Here is a 20,031-nt window from a genome sequence, read left to right as displayed (position 1 = left end):
CCCGCGCCGCGCCGGCTGCCTACCTGATATGCAGTGTCAGTATTTGATGCTTGCCCAGCCGGGCCGAGTATCGCGCGGCCTTCACGCCGGTTTCCTGGGGCCGCTCCAAGAGGTCCGTCCGCGTTACGGTGCGGGGTTCGGCGAAACCAAGGGACAGCTCGGTTTCGCCACCGCCCGCCTCGTGGACTCGAAGGATCCATCCGGAACCATCTTCCGCCGGCTTCCAGGCCGTCACCGCAACATCTCCGGTGATCTTGAACGGCGGCGGGCTACAGTGCGGCGCGTTGTGCCCGTAACCGGCGCGCGTGAGGTCCCCGGCGCTCAACGGCTGTGTGTAGGGCCAGATGGAGTACTCCAAACGGTGAAACCCGGTGTCCCGCTGCCCGTCGATGTCCCAGAACTCGTAGTGGCATGGTTCGACGGCGCAGAACTCCCATTCAGGCGAACGGAGGACGCTGATATCGAGGCGCCCGGGCATCCAGCGATGGCACGGCAGACCCCGATTGAGCACCGCCACTCCGGAACCTGCGTCCACGGAACGACGTACCCAGTGCAGGGCCGGGTAATCGAGGGTATTGCCGTGCCACTGACTGTAGTCGAGTTGGCTCTCATCGTAACGCCGGTCGATAAACCCGAAGGCAGTTTCCCAGGTGGCGGAGTCTTCGTGAGAAGCGACCGGGATGACGACCCTCAGCCGCTTGCTTCGCGTATCCCAGTCCACTTCGGTGGTGAAATCCAGGCGGCGCCCATCGGCGGACGCCCGTACGGTTACTGTCCAGGACAGTTTCGCCACGTGTGGGTCTCCACCGGTGTAAGTACCGCGCCACCTGATGGCCCCTTCGGCGATTTCCACCGAGTCGTTGTAGTCACCGAGTTGAACCTGGCCGAAATTCTCGCCGCCAAACACGAACGACGGGATTCGCTGGCCCCAGGCGTCACCGTAATCGGATTCGAGAACGAGTTCGGCGATGCGGAAATCGCGGCGCCGCCGCACATAGGGCAACGAGCCGAACACGTCCTTCCCGTCGCAAGAAACAGAAACGATTCCTGTCTTGTCCACCGTCACATCGAGGTTTCCCAGCCGTAGTGTGGCGGCGTCTCCGGCGAGGGGCCGAAAGACTTCGCCGGCGGGATTGGCGTCCGCTGTGGTCGGGAGGTGTTTTCGAGCGATGCCCTCGGCGCGGTCAAGCATCTCGATCAGTTCCACATTGGCGCTGTCGATGTGCGTTCCCGTAATGGCGTCGTGAAACTGGTTGAATGCGGCCAGCCGCCACGCTTCCGCGATATCCGCGGGCTGTTCCACGGGGCTTCCAGTGGCCCATGCGGCGTTGGCTATCGCGTTCTCCGCCGCGACGAGCAGATAGGACACGTTTCGCGTACGCTGCTTGTTGGCGATTCGGCTGACGTACGTGCCCGGCATCGCCGGGTTCAATTCCGGCGTAGGTGTATCATCCCGGGTCGCCATCGCCGCCGACAACCGTATAGCGTGTGCATCTGCGACGTCCGCAACCGTTGCGAAGCGAATGGCGCCGCGCGTCGAGTTTGCCCGATTCAGCTCATCGACGAGAGCCGGGATACCGGGGTGGGGCATCGTCTCCTCGCCTCCGATGGTCACCACCGCCAGGTCGCCTATCGCATCGAGGGCGGACTGGAGCGTCTGCCGCGCCTCCACCAAATCGATTGTGTTTTCGATCACCATCCCGGTATGAAGACAGGCTGCGCACCCGACGCCACGGCACGCTTTACAAGGGGGCTGCGCACCCACGCAGCCGATGTGACCGTGAACGGGGAGTTGGTCGTAACACCGGATCCTCGTTCCGTCGATGCCTACCCAGATATCTTCGGGACACTGTCGGTAAGAGGTCATGCAGGCGATTTCCGCTCCAACGCCTCGCAATATCTGCGGGTAGTTGGGTGTCGTACCAAAGGCGTCTTCCAGCCAGGCCATTCTAAGTCCCTGGTGATCGTCGTCGCAGAAATCGCGGTAGAACGGCGCCGCCGCCAGGAAGTTTCGCACGAGGCCTTCGGCTGCCGGCAGGTTGGTGTCCTGCACCGTTTCGCCGGCAAGCACACAGCAGAGCTGGCCGGATTTCGTGAGCCGGCGCAGGGTCTCGGCGGTTTCGGGGCGCCGCTTGAGATAGGCGCGCCAGACGGATGTCTGCCCTTCCGTGAACGTGTAGCCGGCGGGGGCCATCGCGAGCCAGGCCGAGCATATCTGGTCTTCGACCTCGGTATACCCGCGGACGGTGACGCCATTGTACACGGCAAGGCGGTCGAAACAGCGGCGCCAGGTGGGATCGAAATGGTTGTGCGGAACCAGTAGCACGGTCTTCGCCACGACAGCCTCCCAATGGGTATATATAGGTTACAGGTAGCCCGTGAAATGACGAGGATCGCGCCCGGACCGGGCCGGCCCGGTGGAACTTCGCCATTCATCACGGTCTTTATCAGGATAGTCGGGAATGTTTTGCCTGACCAGTTGCGAAAGGAGACTGCATTGCCAGACACCTCAGTTGGCACGGAGACCGGCAAGCCTGTCGGGTTGCCACGCCTGAATGAACCCGCGCCCGATTTCGAGGCCACCACTACCCACGGCATCAAGAAACTGAGCGATTACAAGGGCAGATGGCTCGTCCTGTTTTCTCACCCGGCGGATTTCACGCCGGTATGCACCAGTGAGTTTGTGGCCTTCGCCATCAATCACCCCAAGTTCCAGGCGCTGAATTGCGACTTGCTCGGCCTATCCATTGACGGCGTCCAGAGCCATATCGCCTGGATGCGAAACATCGAGGAAAAGTTCGGCGTACACGTTCCGTTCCCCGTGATCGCCGACCTCTCGATGAAGGTCGCCGGCGATTACGGCATGATCCACCCTGGTGCGAGTAACACGTCGGCCGTGCGCAGCGTGTTCTTTATCGATCCGGACGGAATGCTGCGCGCGATGGTCTATTACCCCATGTCGAACGGCCGAAGCATCGCGGAGTTCCTCCGCCTGCTGGAGGCGCTCCAGACAGCAGACAAGAACAAGGTCGCGACCCCAGAGGGTTGGTCCCCGGGCGACAAGGTTGTCGTGCCACCCCCTGCGACGACCGAAGGCGCCGAGGCTCGAATGACGGAAGGCTATGAATGTACCGATTGGTACTTCTGCAAGCGCTCACTGTAGGCCCGACCAGGGATTGCGGGACTTGAGTGTGAGGATGGTTGACGCGATGGGCCGGGGGGATCCGCTACCCTCCGGCCCGCCGGGTGGCAGACCACCCCCTCGTCACAGGCTCTTCGCGGACCGCATAAGACCGCCATCAACGAAGTAGGTACTGCCGGTAACGTATCCTGCGTCATCGGACGCCAGGAAGCAGGCGACGGCGCTCACGTCTTCCGGTTTGCCCATCCGCCCCAGCGGGATTTCGTCCAGAAGGGCGCGCATCGATTCGGGATCTTGCCTGAGGGGAGCATCCATGGGTGTGTCGATCGCTCCGGGGCCGATGTTGTTCACGGTAATGCCGTGCGGCGCGAGTTCCAGAGCCATCGTTCGCATCAGCATGCGAAGCCCTCCTTTGGCCGCGCAATAGGGCGCGTTCGATGGCATGGGCAGATCTTCGTGGACCGATGATATGTTGATGATGCGCCCTCCGCGGCCTTGCCTGACCATCTGAAGGGCCGCCTCTTGCGCGCAGATCCAGGCGCCAGTCAGGTTCACCGCGATGACCTTCGACCAGACGTCGAGCGGCGTTTCCAGGAACGGCATCTTGTGCTCGATTCCCGCGTTGTTCACCATAATGTCCAGGCGACCAAACGCTTCGACGGTCCGGGTGACAAGATCAGCCACCTGCGACGCATCGGACACATCCGCGTTCAACGCCACGGCTTTCCCGCCTGTGGCCAAAATGTCCTGGACCACTTTCGAGGCGGTGTCATCAGTCTGAACGTAGTCTACGGCGACGGAGGCGCCTTCCGCCGCGAGCGCGAGCGCAATAGCCCGACCGATGCCGGTAGCGGCGCCCGTAACAATCGCCGTCTTTCCTGCCAAACGCATGGTGTGGGTTCCTTCCGCAGTGCTCTAGCGCCGATGCAGCGTCGCCCGGCGCATTTCCTGGTCCCCAACGGAGTAGTACAGGGATGCGTTGCCGTTTTCCTGGATGACAGAGGCGGCGAAGGCGATGTCCGTTTCGCCTGCGATATCCAGTACCGGCGTGAAGATGGGGCCGTCACACCGGTCCAGCACGCGCAGATACTGGGCGTCAAACATAATCCAGCCGATCCGCCATACGGCGTCGTGTGTGGCGCCGTTGTAGAACATGATCGGTCTATGGTTGTCCGTGGTGAGAATCGGCCCGGTGCTGAGATGCCAATTGTCCCATTTGTCGGGTCGCGCATCCATGAGAGGCGGCTCAACCATCCAGGGCCCGTCCACCGTACGGGACGCTCCCACCCCGATTTTGGACTTGCCGTCGGCGGCGAACTCGAAGAACAGCCTCCATGATCCGTCTCGTGTCTGAACCAGGGTGGCTTCTTTCGGGTTGCTCACGCGGTCGGTCGACGGAAGGCGGATGCCTCGCTGCCGCAGGTGATGGACATCGGGGCCGTCCGCCAGCATCAGTTCACCGCGCTTCTCGGCCCAGTTCCAGCCCGTGTAGTAGACGTAGTACCTATCGTCGATGTGGACAACGGTAGGATCTTCGCAGCCATCCTGTTCGCTGGGGTTCTTGCCCGGTGCGATGACGGGGCGCTTGTCCATATGGAAACGGAGGCCGTCCGTGGATTCTCCATAGTAGATGGCCGACACGGCGCCCGCAGCGTCGGCGGCCGTACTCACCGCTCGAACCATCACGCTGTAGCCTCCGGGCGTCTGCCATACGTAAGGGCTCATGGTGTGTGCTTCGGACAAAGGCGGCTGGGCGTCCAGCACCAGTGGTTCGATTTTTGAGACGCTAAAAAGCTCCAATGCTGCCTCCGATGATCTGTATTTCCGTGCGACGGCATAGTCCGCGCCGCCCCGTCCAGCGTGTATTTTGCGGAACGGTGAGGCGCTAACGTTGGCATACCCCTGCATAACACTCGCGAAGCGGCCGTGATTCCAGAGGCCGGGCAGCGGATGGCGACCTCGGCAGTTTGCGCGGTTCGGAAGCCCGGGAATCTCGGCTGCTGTCGCGTTCGCTAGCGGCGAATGCGGTGGGGAATCGCGCACAGGATGCGTCACAGGGTTGTGTCAGGCTGGTAGTGGCTGAAATACCAGCCTAACTCGCGGGCCGATCTCGTTATGCGGTCTTGCGGCTTGGTACGCATTGCCTGGCGAAATGCCTGCTCCACATCCGGGACCGCCGGCACCGGCGGGCACCATTGCAGGGCATCGTAGTCATCGGGTTTTGCGGGTATGGGCTCGTCTTTCGGAACGTATGAGTACAAGTCGTAAGCACGAAAGCGCAGTAGATTCCGGATCTCATGGTCTGTGTCGGTGAGTTTCGCCAGGAAGGACGGGGTCATGCAGAGGTTCGCCAGCGACGTGTAGGCATGCACGTCTTGAGACCTGGTCCAGATGTGGTTGAACTGGACATCTCCGAGGTAGCTTTTGATCGTTGCGCCTCGTGAGGGCCTTATCCCATTTGCCCAGAGGAAGGCGGCAGTCGGCGAGTAATTGTCGTCCTGCATCACACGTCCACACGTGGGGTGGTCGGTAATGAGTCCCCGCCCCGCGAAATTGCGGATCGTCACGAACAGGTTCATCGTGCGGGTGGATGCAACCGTCTGGGGGTGCGTAAAGGCGGTTAGCGATGCGACAGCCTGGGTCACAGATCCATACTGGGAGCATTCCAACAGGTCGTAGAGTGCCTGGGTTCCGTTGAGATAAAATGCCTGGATATTGGGTACTTGCGGGCGGCAGGCGTCGGCGGCAGGGTGCATCAGGCCAGCTCTCTTTCTGGTGGATTTCGTAAAGTAGTCATTCGCGGGGTGCGCGTGACACTCACCAGCGGATTCTCCATACGGATATTCCACATCTCGCGGCCTACGTGTATTGCCGCTACCGTCCTGCTGCTATCGGCCGTCGCGTTCGTTGGGGGCGAATGCGGTAGGGAATCCGGCCAGCAGTTGGGGCAGCGTCCAGCCGGTTTCGGCGTAGGATACGTCCGACATCAGCGGCAACGCCTCCTCCATCTCCCGGGCGGCCAGCAGAACGTCCCGCATCGGGCGGATGCTCTCCGCCACCACTCCGCGCGCGCCATCGCGGTCGTTCACGTGACCGCACACCACCACCATCTTCTCGGAGAACACCGTGCGACCGTAGATATCGTACACGTCCGGAAAGACGGTGATGTCCAGCGTGTCCGTTTCGTCCTCCAGCGTGAAGAAGACGATGGTTTTTCCGCTCTTGATGGGCGGGGTATGGGCGCGAGTCCGCCAGCCGGCCACGATGACGCGAGCGCCGTCCCGCAGGCCGTCCACGCTGAGGCACGTCTGCACGCCCGCGATCTCCAGCCGCCTTCGATGAAACGACATCGGCTCCGCCCCCGCGCTGAAGCCCAGCACGGCGAGTTCCTTGAGCGATTTTTCGTACGGGCTGAAATCGCGTACGTTCGGCAGCGTGGTGGACGATAGAAGGGTTGCGCCGGAGGCACGGCGGTCAGATCCCTCGCTCGCCAGTCGCGCGGATGCCCGCAGCACGGCTTTTCTGTTGCGGTGAAGACCATCGAACGCGCCGGCGAGGGCCAGGGACTCCACTTCATCACGCGAAACGGGCACGCGCGTGCAGAATTCCTGCACACTGTAAAATGGCCCCTGCGCCCGCGCAGCGGCGGCCGCTTCGAGCGTGCGCTTCTTCATGCCGTGGATATGTTTCAGGCCGGAACGGATGGTTGTGCCGTTCGCGCGGTCGTCGGTCCCGCTGCGGTTCACATCCGGCCCCAGCACCTTCACGCCGCGCCGCCGGGCTTCCGCGACCACGGTGCGCAGCGGGTAGTAGGCCATCGGGAAGTTGTTCATCACGCCCATCAGATAGTGGCTGGGGTAATGGGCCAACAGGTAGGCGCTCTTGTAGGCTGTCTCGCCGAACGCCGCCGCGTGGGCGTGGCAGAAGCCGTAACTCGCAAACCCAAGGATGCTTTTGAAACACCACTCCGCGACCTCTTTCGTGAAGTCGTTCTCCTGCACGGCCGCGATGAACTCCACCGCGATGTCCCGCATCTTGTCCTTGCTGCGCGCGTGGCTGATGCGCCGGCGCAGGGTATCCGCGCGGTCCGGGCTCCAACCCGCGGCGGCCATCGCCAACTCAATGACCTGGTCCTGGTAGATCACCACGCCCAGCGTATCCTCCAGCACAGGCTTCAGGCGCTCGTCCGGGTAGACGACCTCCTCGCGGCCGGTCCGGCGCATCACAAACGGGTTCACGGCGTCCCCGGTGATCGGGCCAGGCCGGATCAGCGCCACCGCGGCCACGCAATCGGAGATGTGGCGCGGCTTCAGCCGCTGCATCAGCACCCGCTGGGCAGGCGACTCCAACTGGAACACGCCGATGGTGCGGCCCGAGGACAGCAGATCGAACGTGGCCACGTCGTCGAGGGGGATGGAGTCGTAGAAGTCAGGGGATAGGGGATGGGGGATGGAGGACGGGGGCTGAGGCGAGGGGGTGAGGGGGAGAGAGGGTGACGCGGCGATGGGGCGACACGGCGACCCGGCGATGCGAGTAAGGCAGGTATCCTGAGCGGAGACTTCGTGCGGCAGACCGCGCCACAAAGGGCGAACCTGCCGGCTGTGTCCGTCGTCCGAAGGACGATTGGCCGAAGGCCCTCCAGACGGGTACTTCAGTGCCCGGCCGGCGCCGGCTTCGCTCAGGATATCTGACTGCCCCTCGCCCCCGATGCTCTTCACGCAGTCCCGTATCGCGGCGAGTTCACGCAGGAACAGAAAATCGGTCTTGATGAGGCCGACCCTCTCCACCCAGTCCTTGTCATAGGCCACGGCGGCCTCGCCATCCTTCGCGGCGGGCCAGAGGGGGGAGACCTGTGTGAGCGGCAGGCCGGAGATGACCACACCCACGGTCGTCTGGTTATGGCTGGGGAACCTGGAGATGTACTTGCCCAGTTCGATGAGCGGGCGGAACGGCTCTTTGGGCAGGCCGGCATCACGCAGTTGCGGCAGATACTCAAACGCATCTTCCAGGTGGTGGGCGCCCACGTTACGCAGAGACTTGCTGGCGATGTCGATCGCGTCCGCCGGCAGATCGAACACGGGGCCGAAATCGCGGATGAGTGATTTCCCGCGGATGGTATTGTAAGCCGCCACGCTGGCCACGCGGTCACGGCCATAAACCTCGCGCATGTGCGCCACCACGCGGTCGCGTTCGCGGCTGTCGATATCCAGGTCGATATCCGGCGGCGCGTTACGGGCTTCGTTGAGGAAGCGGTCAAACGACAGGTTGTAGACGAACGGATCCAGCGTGGCGATGTAGAGGCAATAGGCGACCACGCTGCCGCCGGCCGAGCCGCGCACGCGGTAGAGGATATCAACGTCACGCATCCATTTGCAGGCGGCCCACACCAGGAGGAAATAACCCGCGAACCCCTTGTCGCGGATCAGACGAAGCTCGTACTGGATGCGCCGCTGTACGTGATCCGGTACGCAGGCGCCATAGCGGGCCTTTGCGCCGATGCCGGCCAGATGGTCCAGGTAGGTCGCTTCGGTGAACCCTTCCGGCGGCGCGTATTCCGGCCAGCGGCGCACCGCAGGGTCCAGAACGGGTTGGCAGCGCTCCGCAATCACGAGGGTGTTTTTCAGCGCTTCCGGCGGGAACAGATGCGCCATTTCTTCGCCGGATTTCAGGTACACCTCCGCGCTGCGCGGCCGGTCCGGGAAAACGGCGGAGCGGCTGAGGCGGCCGGCGCGCCAGCAGGCGAGGGCTTCGTGTACCCAGAAATCCTCTCGCGTGAGCGTGTGGACGTTGTTGGTGGCAACGACCGGCAGGCCGAAGCGTTTCGCCAGGTCTGTGAGTTTGCGATTGAGTCCGGGTTCGAAGCCCAGGCGGTGGTCCTGGAGTTCGACGAAGACGTTATCCTTGCCGAAGGCGTCGCACCAGAAAGCGAGCATTTGTTCGCTTTTCTCTTCCTCGTGGCGCAGGAGATGATATGCCAGTTCGCCCTTGGCGCAGCCGGTGAGGCAGAGGATGCCGGAACCTAACCCCCCGGCCCCCTTCCCTGATTCGCTCGCTACGCTCGCAGGGAAGGGGGCTGGGGGGTTAGGGGCAGCGGCACTGTACTTCGAAATCATTGCGCACAGGTTGGCGAATCCCTCGTCGGTCTCAGACAGCAGCGTAATGTGAAACTGCCCGCCCGCGTGCTCTCCGTACGAAACCTCTACGCCCTGGATGGGCTTCAACCTGACCGCCATGGCCGCCGCGCGAAACTCCGGCGCCACGGACATCGAATCGTGGTCGGTCATTGCCAGCGCGGGCATACCCATGGCCGCCGCGCGCTCCACCAGGTCCTCCACGTGTGCCGCGCCATCGCGCAGGCTGTGCTGGCTGTGGCAGTGCAGTTCCACGTACTCGGCGGATGGGGAGTGGGGGATGGAGATTGGGGCCGACGGAATGTGCTTCGGGTCGTTGGTATGCCAGCCGCCGTCATCGCTGATCTTGAGGGCCGGCGGCCGCGGGCGCCCGGACGAAGGAATGTGGTCGCAAGGGGGCTTCCCCGCGTTGTTCCGCGTCTTTATCGGTGGAATGAAGTCCTGTTCCATATCAGCATCCGGCATTCAGCGTCCGGCATCCAGGGCGATGCCGGTGCTTCCGTCCAACTCCCGCCTACGACGGATCTATCACCAGGTGAACCCCGGCGATAACCTCGCGGATACGCCGCGAAGAGAGCGAACCGATGCGCCCCTCCAACTGCGTCCTGTCCACCGTCATAACCTGTGACACATTCACGACGCTCCGTTTGGGTAAGCCGCCTTCACCCGGTTCCAACAATACGTTGTGCGGCGCCGATGCCAGCGCGATGTTCGTCGTAAGCGTGCAGATCAGCACTGTGCCGATTCGACTGGCATTGAACGTATCATTCTGGATGACGATGCATGGTCGACGGTACCCCGGTTCCGAGCCGGCGGGCTGCCCCAGATCGGTCCAGAATACTTCACCCTGGCGAATTACCATGGTGGCGCTCCAGCCGCTTCCTCCTCACGCCTCAGGCGTTCCGCCGCCAACGCGGTCGCCCGACGCATAAACGCCTTCTCCTCTTCGTCCGGGCCCTCGCCGCAAGTCGCGTTGATCTGCTCCAGCAGGCGCTGGTTCCGGTCTTTCCTGACCAGTTCCTGCGCTGCCTCCGCAAACAGGCGGCTGCGAGAGACCTTCCGGCGGCTCGCCAGTTCCTCCATCGCCTCAAACAACTCCCGATCGACCGATATGGCCGTTTTCACCGCGGGCATGGTTATACCCTCCTTCCTACCGAAAGTATACCACAATGGGAAGCGATGAACGCGGAACGATGAGCGATGAATTTGGTTGCGGAATTCATCGTTCATCGTCCATACTTCATCGTTTTCCCTCAGTCTTCCACGGCGCTTACCGTCCAGCGGTCACCCTCGCGATAGACATCCAGCACAGCCCCGGATTGCAACAGAAGGCGAGCGTAGCGCCGTTCCGCAACGCCTGCCCACGGCGCGGCCGGCTCGTCCCACTCCCGAAGCACCGACTGCACCACCACGCGCCGGCCATCCAATACCACCCACCTTGCCGCGGGGCCAATTTGCAATTTGAAATTTGCACTTTTCAATTTGCAATTCCCCTGTGGCGGCTCCAGAACGCTTCCCACGCCCTTTGCCGCCACGGGATGGGAACATCGGAACACGGAAACAGGATACGCTTGCCGTAGCGCTCTTCCAGGCACTCCATAGACGTCTCCAGAGTGCGCTTGCGCCGGATTTTATCGAGCGTGAAAAGATCACCTTCCAGCGGCGGCGGGTCCACGATATCGGCGCCGATGAATGCCATGCCCGTCACCGGGTGCTCCGGCGCCATCCGGGCGACAAGGCGTTTGGCCACGGCAGGCAGGCAGGAGCGATCCAGCAGACGGCGTGTTTCCCGCTCCTCCAGGCGCGTATGGTCTTCCAGTTCCAGTATCACGCACATCACGCGGCAGCAGCGGCCGCCCAACTGCACCGCCGCGTCCTCCGCCATCTCGGTGACGGCTGTCGCCAGGTCTTCCTCGCGCTCAAGCCCTTCGAGCCAACGCTTGCGGCGACGTATGTTGGCCTCCGGGTAGAGCGGGCGCACAGGGTCGGGATAAACGCCGCGGGCCAGAGTATGGACCAGCGACGCCTCGCGCCCCACCTGTGCCTTCAGGTCCGCCACATCCGAAGCGGCCAGTTCGGCCACGTTTTCATATTCCAGGCGTTCCAGGCGCTGGATCACCTTCTCGTTGAGCGGCCAGAGGGCGCGCACAGGGTGGGGGGCCAGGAAAGCCGCCTCGGCGCCGGCGGGTACGAGGGTCACATTGTCGCGCAGGGTATCCGGCACGATGGTGGCGGCGCGGGCAACGAGTTTGTTGGTGGCCAGGCCGGCGCGGACGGAGAAGCCCATCGCGAAGACCCCGGCGTGGATTTCGGCGATGGCGCCTTCCGGATCGGGGTGGCCGGCCAGATCCAGGAACGCCTCGTGGGGATCGAGCGGCTCCAGCCAGGGCGCGTGTTCCAGCCCGAGGCGCATCCACGCGTTGGATATGGAGCGGTAACGGCGGGGATCGTAGGGGATGACGCGCAGGCCGCCGCAGAATCGCCGGGCGGTGGGCACGGGCATGCCGGGCGCCACGCCGCGGGAGCGGGCGGCGGGGCAGGCATCCATGATGGTCTTGCCGTTCGCCACGGCGAGCGGCGACGGCGTGCCGCGTTCCGCCTCCACGTGGGTGTACAGTCCCGTTATGCGAATGGCCCCAACCCAGCGTTGCATGTTGTCAACCTCACCGTACATTTGTTCTACGGCTCATTTTACCATCTTTCGCCGGGGATGCGAACATTCGTACGGTGTTACTTGGGGAAAATTCACAGTCAGGACTGCCAAGCGGAGGCGCTGCCCCAAACCAGGCCGGGCGATCGGCAACCAACGCACGCTCGCTCACGTCAAAAAGAAGCAGACTCCAGCGTGGGATTTTTCCGCACACCAGAGAGAAGTGGTTGAGCGAACGGTTGGAGTGCTTATTGCAGCAAATTGGAACAGGCGGGCACTGAAGGCTAACATCTATGCCATGAAGTTATGAGAAGCACTTCAGAATCGGAATAAACCCCTCGACAGCCGAAAGGCCGAAACCGCGCAACCACAAAATGGCACCTGACGAAACATCCGATCAGAACACCAAACTGGGCGACGTCAGCAGCAACCGCAAGAATAACCTCACGGTTATCCGGATGCTGATGGCCGTAGCCATCATCTACCGCCACTCATACATGACGCTCTCCGGACACTCCGTCCGGGATGCGTTCTCATACCTGACAAACCGACAAACAGACACCCTGGGCGTCGGCGTCATCTATTTCTTCATGATGAGCGGATTCCTCATCACAGCGGCCTGGCTGCATCGGCGCAGCACGTGGGAGTACCTCCGTCGTCGAGCGTTGCGTTTATACCCAGGGGTAGCGGTGATGTCCCTGTTTTGCCTGCTTGTCGTCGGCCCCCTTGCGGTAACCGATACCTCAACGTATTTTCACCATCTCAGCCTGCGCGGCTACCTCACCAGCCTGGCGCGCCTGCAAGTGCCGGCAATCCAAGCCGCATTCCCCGGCAACCCGTTAGCCGGGAAGATCAACGACCCGATGTGGTCCATCGTCTACCAATTCCGATGCTACCTCATCGTTGCCATACTTGGACTGGCCGGCGCATTGCGGTACCGTGCCCTCGTCCTTGCTATCTTCCTGGCCGCGATGAGCGCATTCATCTGGCAAACCTATTTTGATCCGACATGGCTCGCGAACAAGGGCGGACACTTCACAGGCATGATGGGTGAATGGCCACCTCTGCTGACGTTCTTCACCGCCGGAATGGTCTTTTACCTGTATCGCGACGTGATCCCCTACAACAGAAAGCTATTCCTCTTCTCGGTGCTGGTCGTCGTCGCTTCATTCTACAAAGGGCTTGCCATCACGGAGCCCATCTTTGGGGGGTACGTGCTCCTCTATATCGGTTTCGCCCGCCGCCTGGCACTGCATCGGTTTGCCGGAGGAGCCGATTACTCCTTCGGCCTCTATATCTATTCCTGGCCGATTCAACAACTACTGACCCAGCATTTCCACAATTACCTCAGCCCGATCACTCTCTTTCTTGTCTCCCTCGCCGTGACCTCAGTCCTGGCCATGGGCAGTTACGCATTCGTCGAGAAGCGGTTCATCATCCGCAAGCCCAAAGCCGCTTCAGCGCTCAAACCGGTGCCCAACCTGGCCGCCGAGAGCGCGGAGATCCAGCCTGTTTCGTAGGCCGGATACCAGGCCAGCGCTTCCACGACGGCGGATGTCTGCCGGGCCGTGGGGATTTCGGTCGGATTCAACAGGTCCTCGGCCGCGGATAACCCGTAGAACGCGGCGGAACAACCCCTGGCAAAGCGCTGTTTCCTTTAATGAAGGAACCATGCCAACATAACTCGTTGGCCCGACCGCGCGTGATCCGCGGCGTCGCCCCAGACCCGAATATGCCTTGGCAACACCCGTTAACAGTTATATTCCCTGCCCACCAGGCGCTCAGGGCGGCCACCGCCCCTCTAGCGGCGCTCCCTCGCAGGGGCCGCAGGGCGGCCCGCCCAATGCCCGGCGTGCTGCATGTGGTTTCCGGCAATTCCCTCGCCGGCGTTGAGCGCCACGTGCTGCTTCTGGCGCGCACTCAGCAGGAGCAGGGCATGCGGGTGCATATCGCGTTCCCGCGGGGCGGGTGGCTGCAGTCCCAACTCGAGGGGCTCAACATCCCTTACACGCCGATGTCTCTCCGCGGAACCCTCGACGCCATTTCCCTGGCGAAACTGGTCGCCATCGTGAAACGCGAACGCCTGGATGTGGTGCATGGGCACCTGATCCGCGGGATGTTTTACGCCATGGCCACCGGAAAGGTCGCTCGCTGCGCCTCGGTGGGCACCGACCACATGTTCCACTCGAACTGGACGATGCGCTACCTGGATCGCCTGCTTGTTCCAACATCGATAGGGCGGGAGGAGGTCATCCCCGAGATCCGGCACGACCGGATCGTCGTGGTGCCTCACGGAGTGGACGTCGATAAGCTGGTGGGAGACGCCGCTCACGCTGACGAGGAACGCGCCTCCTGGGGCTTCCCCGCGGGCGGGCAAGTGGTTGGCCTGATGGGCCGCGTGACCAATGTAAAGGGACATGACATCTTTCTCCGCGCCCTCGCCGCGATCCCGGACAGCATCCGCCCGTGGGCCGTATTCGCCGGTCCGGAAGAGGCGGAGTGGGGCGCCGTGTTGCGCACATTGGCGGACGAATTGGGCGTCGCCGATCGCGTCCGATTCCTCGGCGCGCGCAACAACATGGGGGCGGTTATGGAAGCGTGCGACCTCATCGTCGCGCCGTCCCGGATGGAGTCGTGTTCCCTGGTCCTTCTGGAAGCGATGACGCTGGGCCGACCGGTGGTCGCGTCCACCGTAGGCGGCATACCCGAGGTTGTGGAGCACAACGTGACGGGTCTCCTCGTTCCCCCGGAGAACCCTGAGTCCCTGGCGGAGGCCCTCATGTCCACGTTGGCGGACGGTGCCCTGCGCCGCCGCCTGGGCGCCGCGGCCCGCGAGGAAGCATCAGAACGCTTCACACCGCAGGCGATGGCCGACGCCACTCAAGCGGTCTATCTGGATGCCCTGAACTGGCGCCCCGTGGCGGCCTAGCCGGTATGGTTCGCCTACCCATCCTCACGTACCATTTCGTCGGCGACCACCCTCACCAACGTCACCATCGGAGCATTTTCTGCCATGCCCCGGTCTTTGCCGCCCAGATGAGGCTTCTCCGGCGGCTTGGCTGGAAAACCCTGTCCCTCGCCGAAGTCGCCCGCCTGGCCGCGGCCGGCGCCGCGATGCCAAGGAAACGCTTCGCGCTCACATTTGACGACGGTGACGGGGACCTGTGGTGGTCGGTCCGCCCGGTCATACAGGAGCACGGTTTCACGGCCAGCGCCTTCATCGTGAGCGGCCGGATCGGTGGAAGCAATGACTGGGAGACCGCGCCGACACTCTGCGGGCGCCCTCTGCTGAACGCCAAACAAATCAGGGCGATGGCCGATGAGGGATGGGACATAGGGGGCCATACCGTATCGCACCCAGACCTGACTACTTTGGACGCGGAAACCCTGCGGCGCGAGGTCGCGGACTGCCGTACCGGGTTGGAAGCGCTGCTGGATCGTCCGGTGACGTCGTTCTGTTACCCTTCGGGCTGTGTCGATGAATTTGCGCGGAACGCGGTGGTTGAGAGCGGGTTTACGTTAGCAGTTACGACGGCACGGGGGCGGGTACATACCGGCGCGGATCCTTTCCTTCTGCCGCGTGTCAGTGTCTCGCACCGCGCAGGGCCTCTTGGACTGCTGTTTCGCATCGTGAGAAGTCCGTGACCGGACACTTGTGATCGTTTGTGCCGGCCGGACCGCGACGAATCTGCCGCTGTCGGAATTGCGTTGCCACGCAGGGGGCTTCATGCGAATTGTTGTACTGGTAGCTGTCACTGTTGCCGCGTTAGCGATGGCGAAATCATCCTTCGCACAATCCCTTATTTCCCTGAATGACCCCCTCTGGCTTCAGCAAGCCGAACGGCACTGGTACGACGAGCAGATTGCCTCGGGCAGAAGCCCCGCCTCCCTGGTGTTCGGGCTTGATGACTCCGGCTCCACGGGCAGTTACGGCAAGGCAACGCTCTACGAACTGCAGCGCCTGTTCGATTCCCGCCCCGGCGATGACGAACCGAACTGGCATATCTTGCGCAACAAAGCCATTCTCGCGCTTCCGTTCCTTCGCAGAGGCAATGGCTTACAAATGTTGTTCCGACCGCAGGGCGACCTCTACGCGACGTACGCCAAACGGCTCACCGCGCGCCGTCTTGACCTTCTGGGCAAGGTGGATGCGCCGCCCGGCGCAATCGCGGTTGACACGCATGTGCACACGTGCTTTAGTCACGATTCACTGGCCGACCCCACCGAGATGATCCGTATCGCCGCCCGACGCGGCCTCGCCGGAATCGCGATCACAGACCATAACACGATGGAAGGCGCGCGAAAGGCGGCTGAGGCACTGCCCCGCCTGGTGCGCGAGGGAAAGATTCCGGCTTCGTTCTTCGTCATCCCCGGGGAGGAGATAAGCAGTACCGACGGCCACATCATCGGGCTGTTCCTGAAGCGCGAAATTGCACCCCGCATGGGAGCAGACCGCACCATTGATGAAATCCACGCGCAAGGGGGGATTGCTATCGCGGCGCACCCGAGACTGGATGACGGAGTGGGGGGGCTGGCGAACACGCTGCCGTTCGATGCGGTGGAAACATGCAACGGCGCCGAAGATCTGCACTTTATCCTCGATCGCCGCGGGGAGCCGGAGCGCGTCGCTTTCTATGCGGCTGTCACCAGGCCGCGCATCGGCGCCAGCGACGCGCACGACCCCGCAATGGTTGCCACGAATTACACCCTGCTGCAGGGTTGCGCGCCCAACGTGGAAGCGGTGCGGGCGGCCATTCTGGCCGGGCGGTGCTCTGCGGTTTCGCGGGATGATGACCTCAAGCTCATCCACAGCATCCGAAGCGGCCTCCCGCGGATGGTCTTCACTTTCAACTCGCTGTTCGGCTCCGATGTGGGGGCGTTGGGCATGTTATTGAAGAAGGCCACCGGCGCCGACCAGGCGCGCGTAACGCTGTTGCCACAGCCGTGGGTGTTCGTGTCCAAACGGTTCTGAGCGATCTTGTGCGCACAGTCCCGGGGAAGGCCTCACGGATTGGGTTCGAGTCCGGCAACTTTACGGGCGACGAGGGTGGCGTCCGACAGGTCGATCTTTCCCAGTGACAGACCGCCGACGAGGTCAAAGCGGGCGAGGTCTTCCCCGGTCGTGAAGGTGATGCCGTCCGCAATGCTGGCCGCGCGAATCAGATCCGAGAGCGTATACGGCCGGGTGATGTACTGCATCCGGCTCCACACCTCGATGGCGCTGACGGTGGGCTGATCGAGTGCGCCGCGCGAGAAATCGATCGTGATAATCCCGTTGTTGCCTGCCCTCGCAGGGAATGACCGTACCACAGCTTTATTGGCCCCGCCGGCCTCCGTGAAGACGTCGAAATCGGTCAGCACCCGGGCGCCGTTGATGCACACGTTGAATAGCCGCCTGCCGGCCTCGATGAAATGTATCTCCGCGAAATGAAGGCGCACCTCCATATCAGCTCCCGGTGTGAGACCCGACGCCACGTAGCGGAAGTCGCCGTACCGTTCGCTGCTGTAGGCCGCGGGCGGTACCGCCTGGGAAGCGCCCGCGTCGATGAGCGCGTTCGTGGAGGAAACCGCCCCACCGGCGAAACCGGCATCCGCCGCAACCGGGCCAACGGCGGGTCCTCCGGCATTGACCTGCCACACCGCGGTGGCGTTCAGGAATACGTTCCGCACTTCGAATGTCTGCACCGTGTTCGGAGCTAACCAGGACCGGAACGCCAGGCCGTTGAGCGCCGTATCCGCGCCGCGGACGTACAAAGCGCTCCCATCGGCGGCGGTCGTCCATCGTGTCACCGGCCCGGCCGCGCTTCGGAAACGGGACAGATCGTAGCTCATCCAGCGCCCCGTGGGGCCGTTTACTGTCACGATCACCAATGTGTGGCCAGTCGGGTCGTACGCGGCCACAGAGCCGGGATCACCGCTGTCCAGAATTGCCATGCCGGGGCGGATGTGGCGGCTGAACTGGGCCAGGACGTAATACCTGGCGTTCGCCGGCCCGATCCAGTTGTCGCCGGGGTTGGACTGGATGAGTCCCCATCCCCCGCTGTCCAGTGGCTGCCAGTATACCCATCCCGTGGCGTGCGTTTCGTTGATGTCGAGCAGGATGCTCTGCGCCATCGTGAGGCCGGTGCCGTCACTCTCGCCATATTCGGTCATCCAGAGCGGTTTTGCGCCGGATGAAACGGCCTGGTAGAGGACGGAACGATTCGGCCCGCGATAGGCGCTCAGCCCGGAGTAGCCGTGCGTGTTAACGCGAGCGATACGGTTTCGGGTCGAACCGGCCAGCGCGTTCCACGTGTTGAGAGCGCTGTCTACGGAGTTCTCGTCCGAGGCGCTGATCCCGACGTTTTGAAGTCCGAGGCCATCCAACTGGCTGCGGAGGAATGCGATGACCTGCATCTGGGTGGATGTATCAAAGTGGCAGCTTTCCTGGCCGCCCGGATATTTCCACCACCCCGCCGCCGGTTCGTTGAACGGCTCAACGGTCTCAAAGTCCACGCCCCAATGATCGTGCGCATACCGGGTAACGGTGGCCAGGTAGCGGGCAAAGGTTTCGTAGTTCCATGACTGCAGATTGTCGCCGCCGCTATCGCTGCCGGCCGTGCTATGGTTGTAGCACATCCACCACATAGGCGCGTTGGAAAAGGCCTCCAGGCGATCCGCCCCACGATCGCGGGCTTTGAGAAGCATGGCGCGCTGATTGGCGTCCGCCGACCAATCGAAACTTGCGGACGCGGGATCGGCGCTGCCCCAGTCCAGCCAGTATCCCTGGATCTGTTTGAACGGCGGCAGGGAAGCGGGGATGGACGCGTGTTCGCCGAACGCGGGCGCGCTGCTCGTGCCCCCGATGTTGTAGCGGGCGATGTTGAAGCCTAGGCCTGGAAGTGTATAGGGGCCAACACTCGACGTTAGGCGGGTGGTATGGTTGGTGAACAGCACTTCGGCCAGGTCGTCGCGCTGGCCGAACTGATTGGCCCACCAGCACAGGGAGCACCCCCAGCCTTCCCACGTGACCCACGATTTGTCGGGGTTCACGATCGCCGTGGCGGCGCAGGTGGCCGGCGTGGCGCCTGCGGCGAACAAGCCGGCGGTCATAACGGCGCAGAGGAGCGCCCGTGTTTGATGTGCGGATCTTCGGGCAGGTTCACGCATAGACACAGGATAGCTCAACGCGCCCATCACCGTTTCAGGGTGGCCGCGCCGGCGTCGGTCCGGCGCTGCCCCTTCCCAATACCCCCTGTTCGGCTGGCCGTTATCCCACTCGGCCGTGAGGTTCCGCCAACGCCGGCACATCCGCCGATCAGAATACGGTGTTCGATGCCCCAGGGTTATTGGAACAGTAGTACGCCGCGTGAAGTTACCTCGTTATAGCACGTTCGGGGCATGGTGTTTCCGTGAATTGGAGGAGACCGTACGTTTGAGGAGGAGAACATGGTAAAGTCGGGACCGACGGACGGGAAATCGGCGTCAGAACTGATTGACGGTAGAATCGCCGAACTTGGGGATTGGCGCGGGGCGACCTTGAGCAGGATGCGCGCACTCATCCGGGAGGCCGACCCGGACGTTGTGGAGGAGTGGAAATGGAGGGGCACTCCTGTTTGGTCGCACGACGGGATCATCTGCACCGGCGAGACATACAAGTCGGTCGTGAAGTTGACCTTCGCCAAGGGGGCTTTGCTCGCTGACCCGGCTGGGCTCTTCAACTCGAGCCTCGAAGGGAACACGCGGCGGGCGATAGACATCAATGCCGGGGATGAGGTTGATGCGGCCGCGTTCAATGCGCTCATCCGTGCCGCGGTCGCCCTGAATGCCTCCGGCAGAGAGGCGAAGCGAGCGAAGTAGTCCGCGGGGTTCCCGGCGCTCCCGGTATTCGCGGCCGGGCAATTCAGCATCGGCGCACTGCCGGTCCTGGATATGACGTCAGCACTCCAAAAATGAACTCGGGCCCCCGCCGCTAGGCTGGGGGCCCGTTTCATGTACGCCGGGCATGCGCCCGTTCTCGGAGGTGAAAGTCCTCTACGGTAAAGGGAATCGGAACCGTTAAGCGACGGCAAGGGCGTCACCGCGAGGTGGGGTCTGAAGGAAGCCAGAGCCACAGCCACGACCCGACG

The 20,031-nt window shown here is 62.9% G+C and carries 16 protein-coding genes; 6 read left to right on the top strand and 10 right to left on the bottom strand.

What is annotated here, in order from left to right:
• Positions 1-19: 19 nt before the first annotated feature.
• Positions 20-2,338: a glycoside hydrolase family 38 C-terminal domain-containing protein gene (locus tag VGM51_11460; protein HEY3413654.1), complete on the bottom strand. Its 2,319-nt coding sequence runs from the start codon at positions 2,336-2,338 to the stop codon at positions 20-22.
• Positions 2,339-2,497: 159 nt separating this feature from the next.
• Between VGM51_11460 and VGM51_11455 the strand changes: the two genes are divergently transcribed.
• Positions 2,498-3,163 carry a peroxiredoxin gene (locus VGM51_11455; GenBank protein ID HEY3413653.1) on the top strand — a complete coding sequence of 222 codons (666 nt, stop codon included), beginning with the start codon at positions 2,498-2,500 and terminating at the stop codon, positions 3,161-3,163.
• A gap of 102 nt (positions 3,164-3,265) precedes the next feature.
• On the opposite strand, the gene VGM51_11450 is transcribed toward VGM51_11455, so the two are convergent.
• The 8 genes from VGM51_11450 to VGM51_11415 all read right to left on the bottom strand — a co-directional run bounded on the left by VGM51_11450 (position 3,266) and on the right by VGM51_11415 (position 11,926).
• On the bottom strand, positions 3,266-4,033 hold the full coding sequence (locus VGM51_11450) for an SDR family oxidoreductase (protein ID HEY3413652.1): 768 nt from the start codon (positions 4,031-4,033) through the stop codon (positions 3,266-3,268).
• A gap of 24 nt (positions 4,034-4,057) precedes the next feature.
• Positions 4,058-4,942, bottom strand: a complete 885-nt coding sequence (locus VGM51_11445) for a hypothetical protein (protein HEY3413651.1) — start codon at positions 4,940-4,942, stop codon at positions 4,058-4,060.
• 251 nt (positions 4,943-5,193) lie between these two features.
• On the bottom strand, positions 5,194-5,898 hold the full coding sequence (locus VGM51_11440) for a hypothetical protein (protein HEY3413650.1): 705 nt from the start codon (positions 5,896-5,898) through the stop codon (positions 5,194-5,196).
• A 132-nt stretch (positions 5,899-6,030) separates the two neighbouring features.
• Complete coding sequence (locus tag VGM51_11435; GenBank protein ID HEY3413649.1) at positions 6,031-9,723, bottom strand: DNA polymerase III subunit alpha; 3,693 nt, start codon at positions 9,721-9,723, stop codon at positions 6,031-6,033.
• Positions 9,724-9,787: 64 nt separating this feature from the next.
• Entirely contained in the window at positions 9,788-10,135 is a 348-nt protein-coding gene (locus tag VGM51_11430; GenBank protein ID HEY3413648.1) for a type II toxin-antitoxin system PemK/MazF family toxin, read from the bottom strand.
• Positions 10,129-10,407 (bottom strand): CopG family transcriptional regulator, encoded by a 279-nt coding sequence (locus tag VGM51_11425; protein ID HEY3413647.1) that lies wholly within the window; start codon positions 10,405-10,407, stop codon positions 10,129-10,131. The genes VGM51_11430 and VGM51_11425 overlap by 7 nt, the downstream gene beginning before the upstream one ends.
• A 119-nt stretch (positions 10,408-10,526) precedes the next feature.
• The gene (locus VGM51_11420) at positions 10,527-10,754 is read right to left on the bottom strand and encodes a hypothetical protein (protein HEY3413646.1); all 228 of its coding nucleotides are present in this window, start codon (positions 10,752-10,754) and stop codon (positions 10,527-10,529) included.
• On the bottom strand, positions 10,751-11,926 hold the full coding sequence (locus VGM51_11415) for a hypothetical protein (GenBank protein HEY3413645.1): 1,176 nt from the start codon (positions 11,924-11,926) through the stop codon (positions 10,751-10,753). Before VGM51_11415 ends, VGM51_11420 begins: the two co-directional genes overlap by 4 nt.
• Positions 11,927-12,297: 371 nt before the next feature.
• On the opposite strand from VGM51_11415, the gene VGM51_11410 reads away from it, so the two are divergent.
• From VGM51_11410 to VGM51_11395, 4 genes are all read left to right on the top strand, one after another.
• Positions 12,298-13,443 carry an acyltransferase gene (locus tag VGM51_11410; GenBank protein HEY3413644.1) on the top strand — a complete coding sequence of 382 codons (1,146 nt, stop codon included), beginning with the start codon at positions 12,298-12,300 and terminating at the stop codon, positions 13,441-13,443.
• A gap of 323 nt (positions 13,444-13,766) precedes the next feature.
• Positions 13,767-14,852: a glycosyltransferase family 4 protein gene (locus tag VGM51_11405; GenBank protein ID HEY3413643.1), complete on the top strand. Its 1,086-nt coding sequence runs from the start codon at positions 13,767-13,769 to the stop codon at positions 14,850-14,852.
• A gap of 5 nt (positions 14,853-14,857) precedes the next feature.
• Entirely contained in the window at positions 14,858-15,568 is a 711-nt protein-coding gene (locus VGM51_11400) for a polysaccharide deacetylase family protein (GenBank protein ID HEY3413642.1), read from the top strand.
• Positions 15,569-15,650: 82 nt separating this feature from the next.
• Positions 15,651-16,895: a PHP domain-containing protein gene (locus VGM51_11395; GenBank protein ID HEY3413641.1), complete on the top strand. Its 1,245-nt coding sequence runs from the start codon at positions 15,651-15,653 to the stop codon at positions 16,893-16,895.
• Positions 16,896-16,927: 32 nt separating this feature from the next.
• Here VGM51_11395 and VGM51_11390 read toward each other — a convergent pair whose 3' ends face one another.
• Complete coding sequence (locus tag VGM51_11390; protein HEY3413640.1) at positions 16,928-19,015, bottom strand: malectin domain-containing carbohydrate-binding protein; 2,088 nt, start codon at positions 19,013-19,015, stop codon at positions 16,928-16,930.
• 336 nt (positions 19,016-19,351) lie between these two features.
• Between VGM51_11390 and VGM51_11385 the strand changes: the two genes are divergently transcribed.
• Entirely contained in the window at positions 19,352-19,762 is a 411-nt protein-coding gene (locus VGM51_11385; protein ID HEY3413639.1) for a DUF1801 domain-containing protein, read from the top strand.
• Positions 19,763-20,031: the final 269 nt, after the last annotated feature.

This window comes from Armatimonadota bacterium (genome assembly GCA_036504095.1).
Classification (GTDB): domain Bacteria; phylum Armatimonadota; class DTGP01; order JAKQQT01; family JAKQQT01; genus DASXUL01.
Note: the sequence above shows the minus strand (reverse complement) of the source record. Positions and strands in the feature narration are given on the sequence as shown.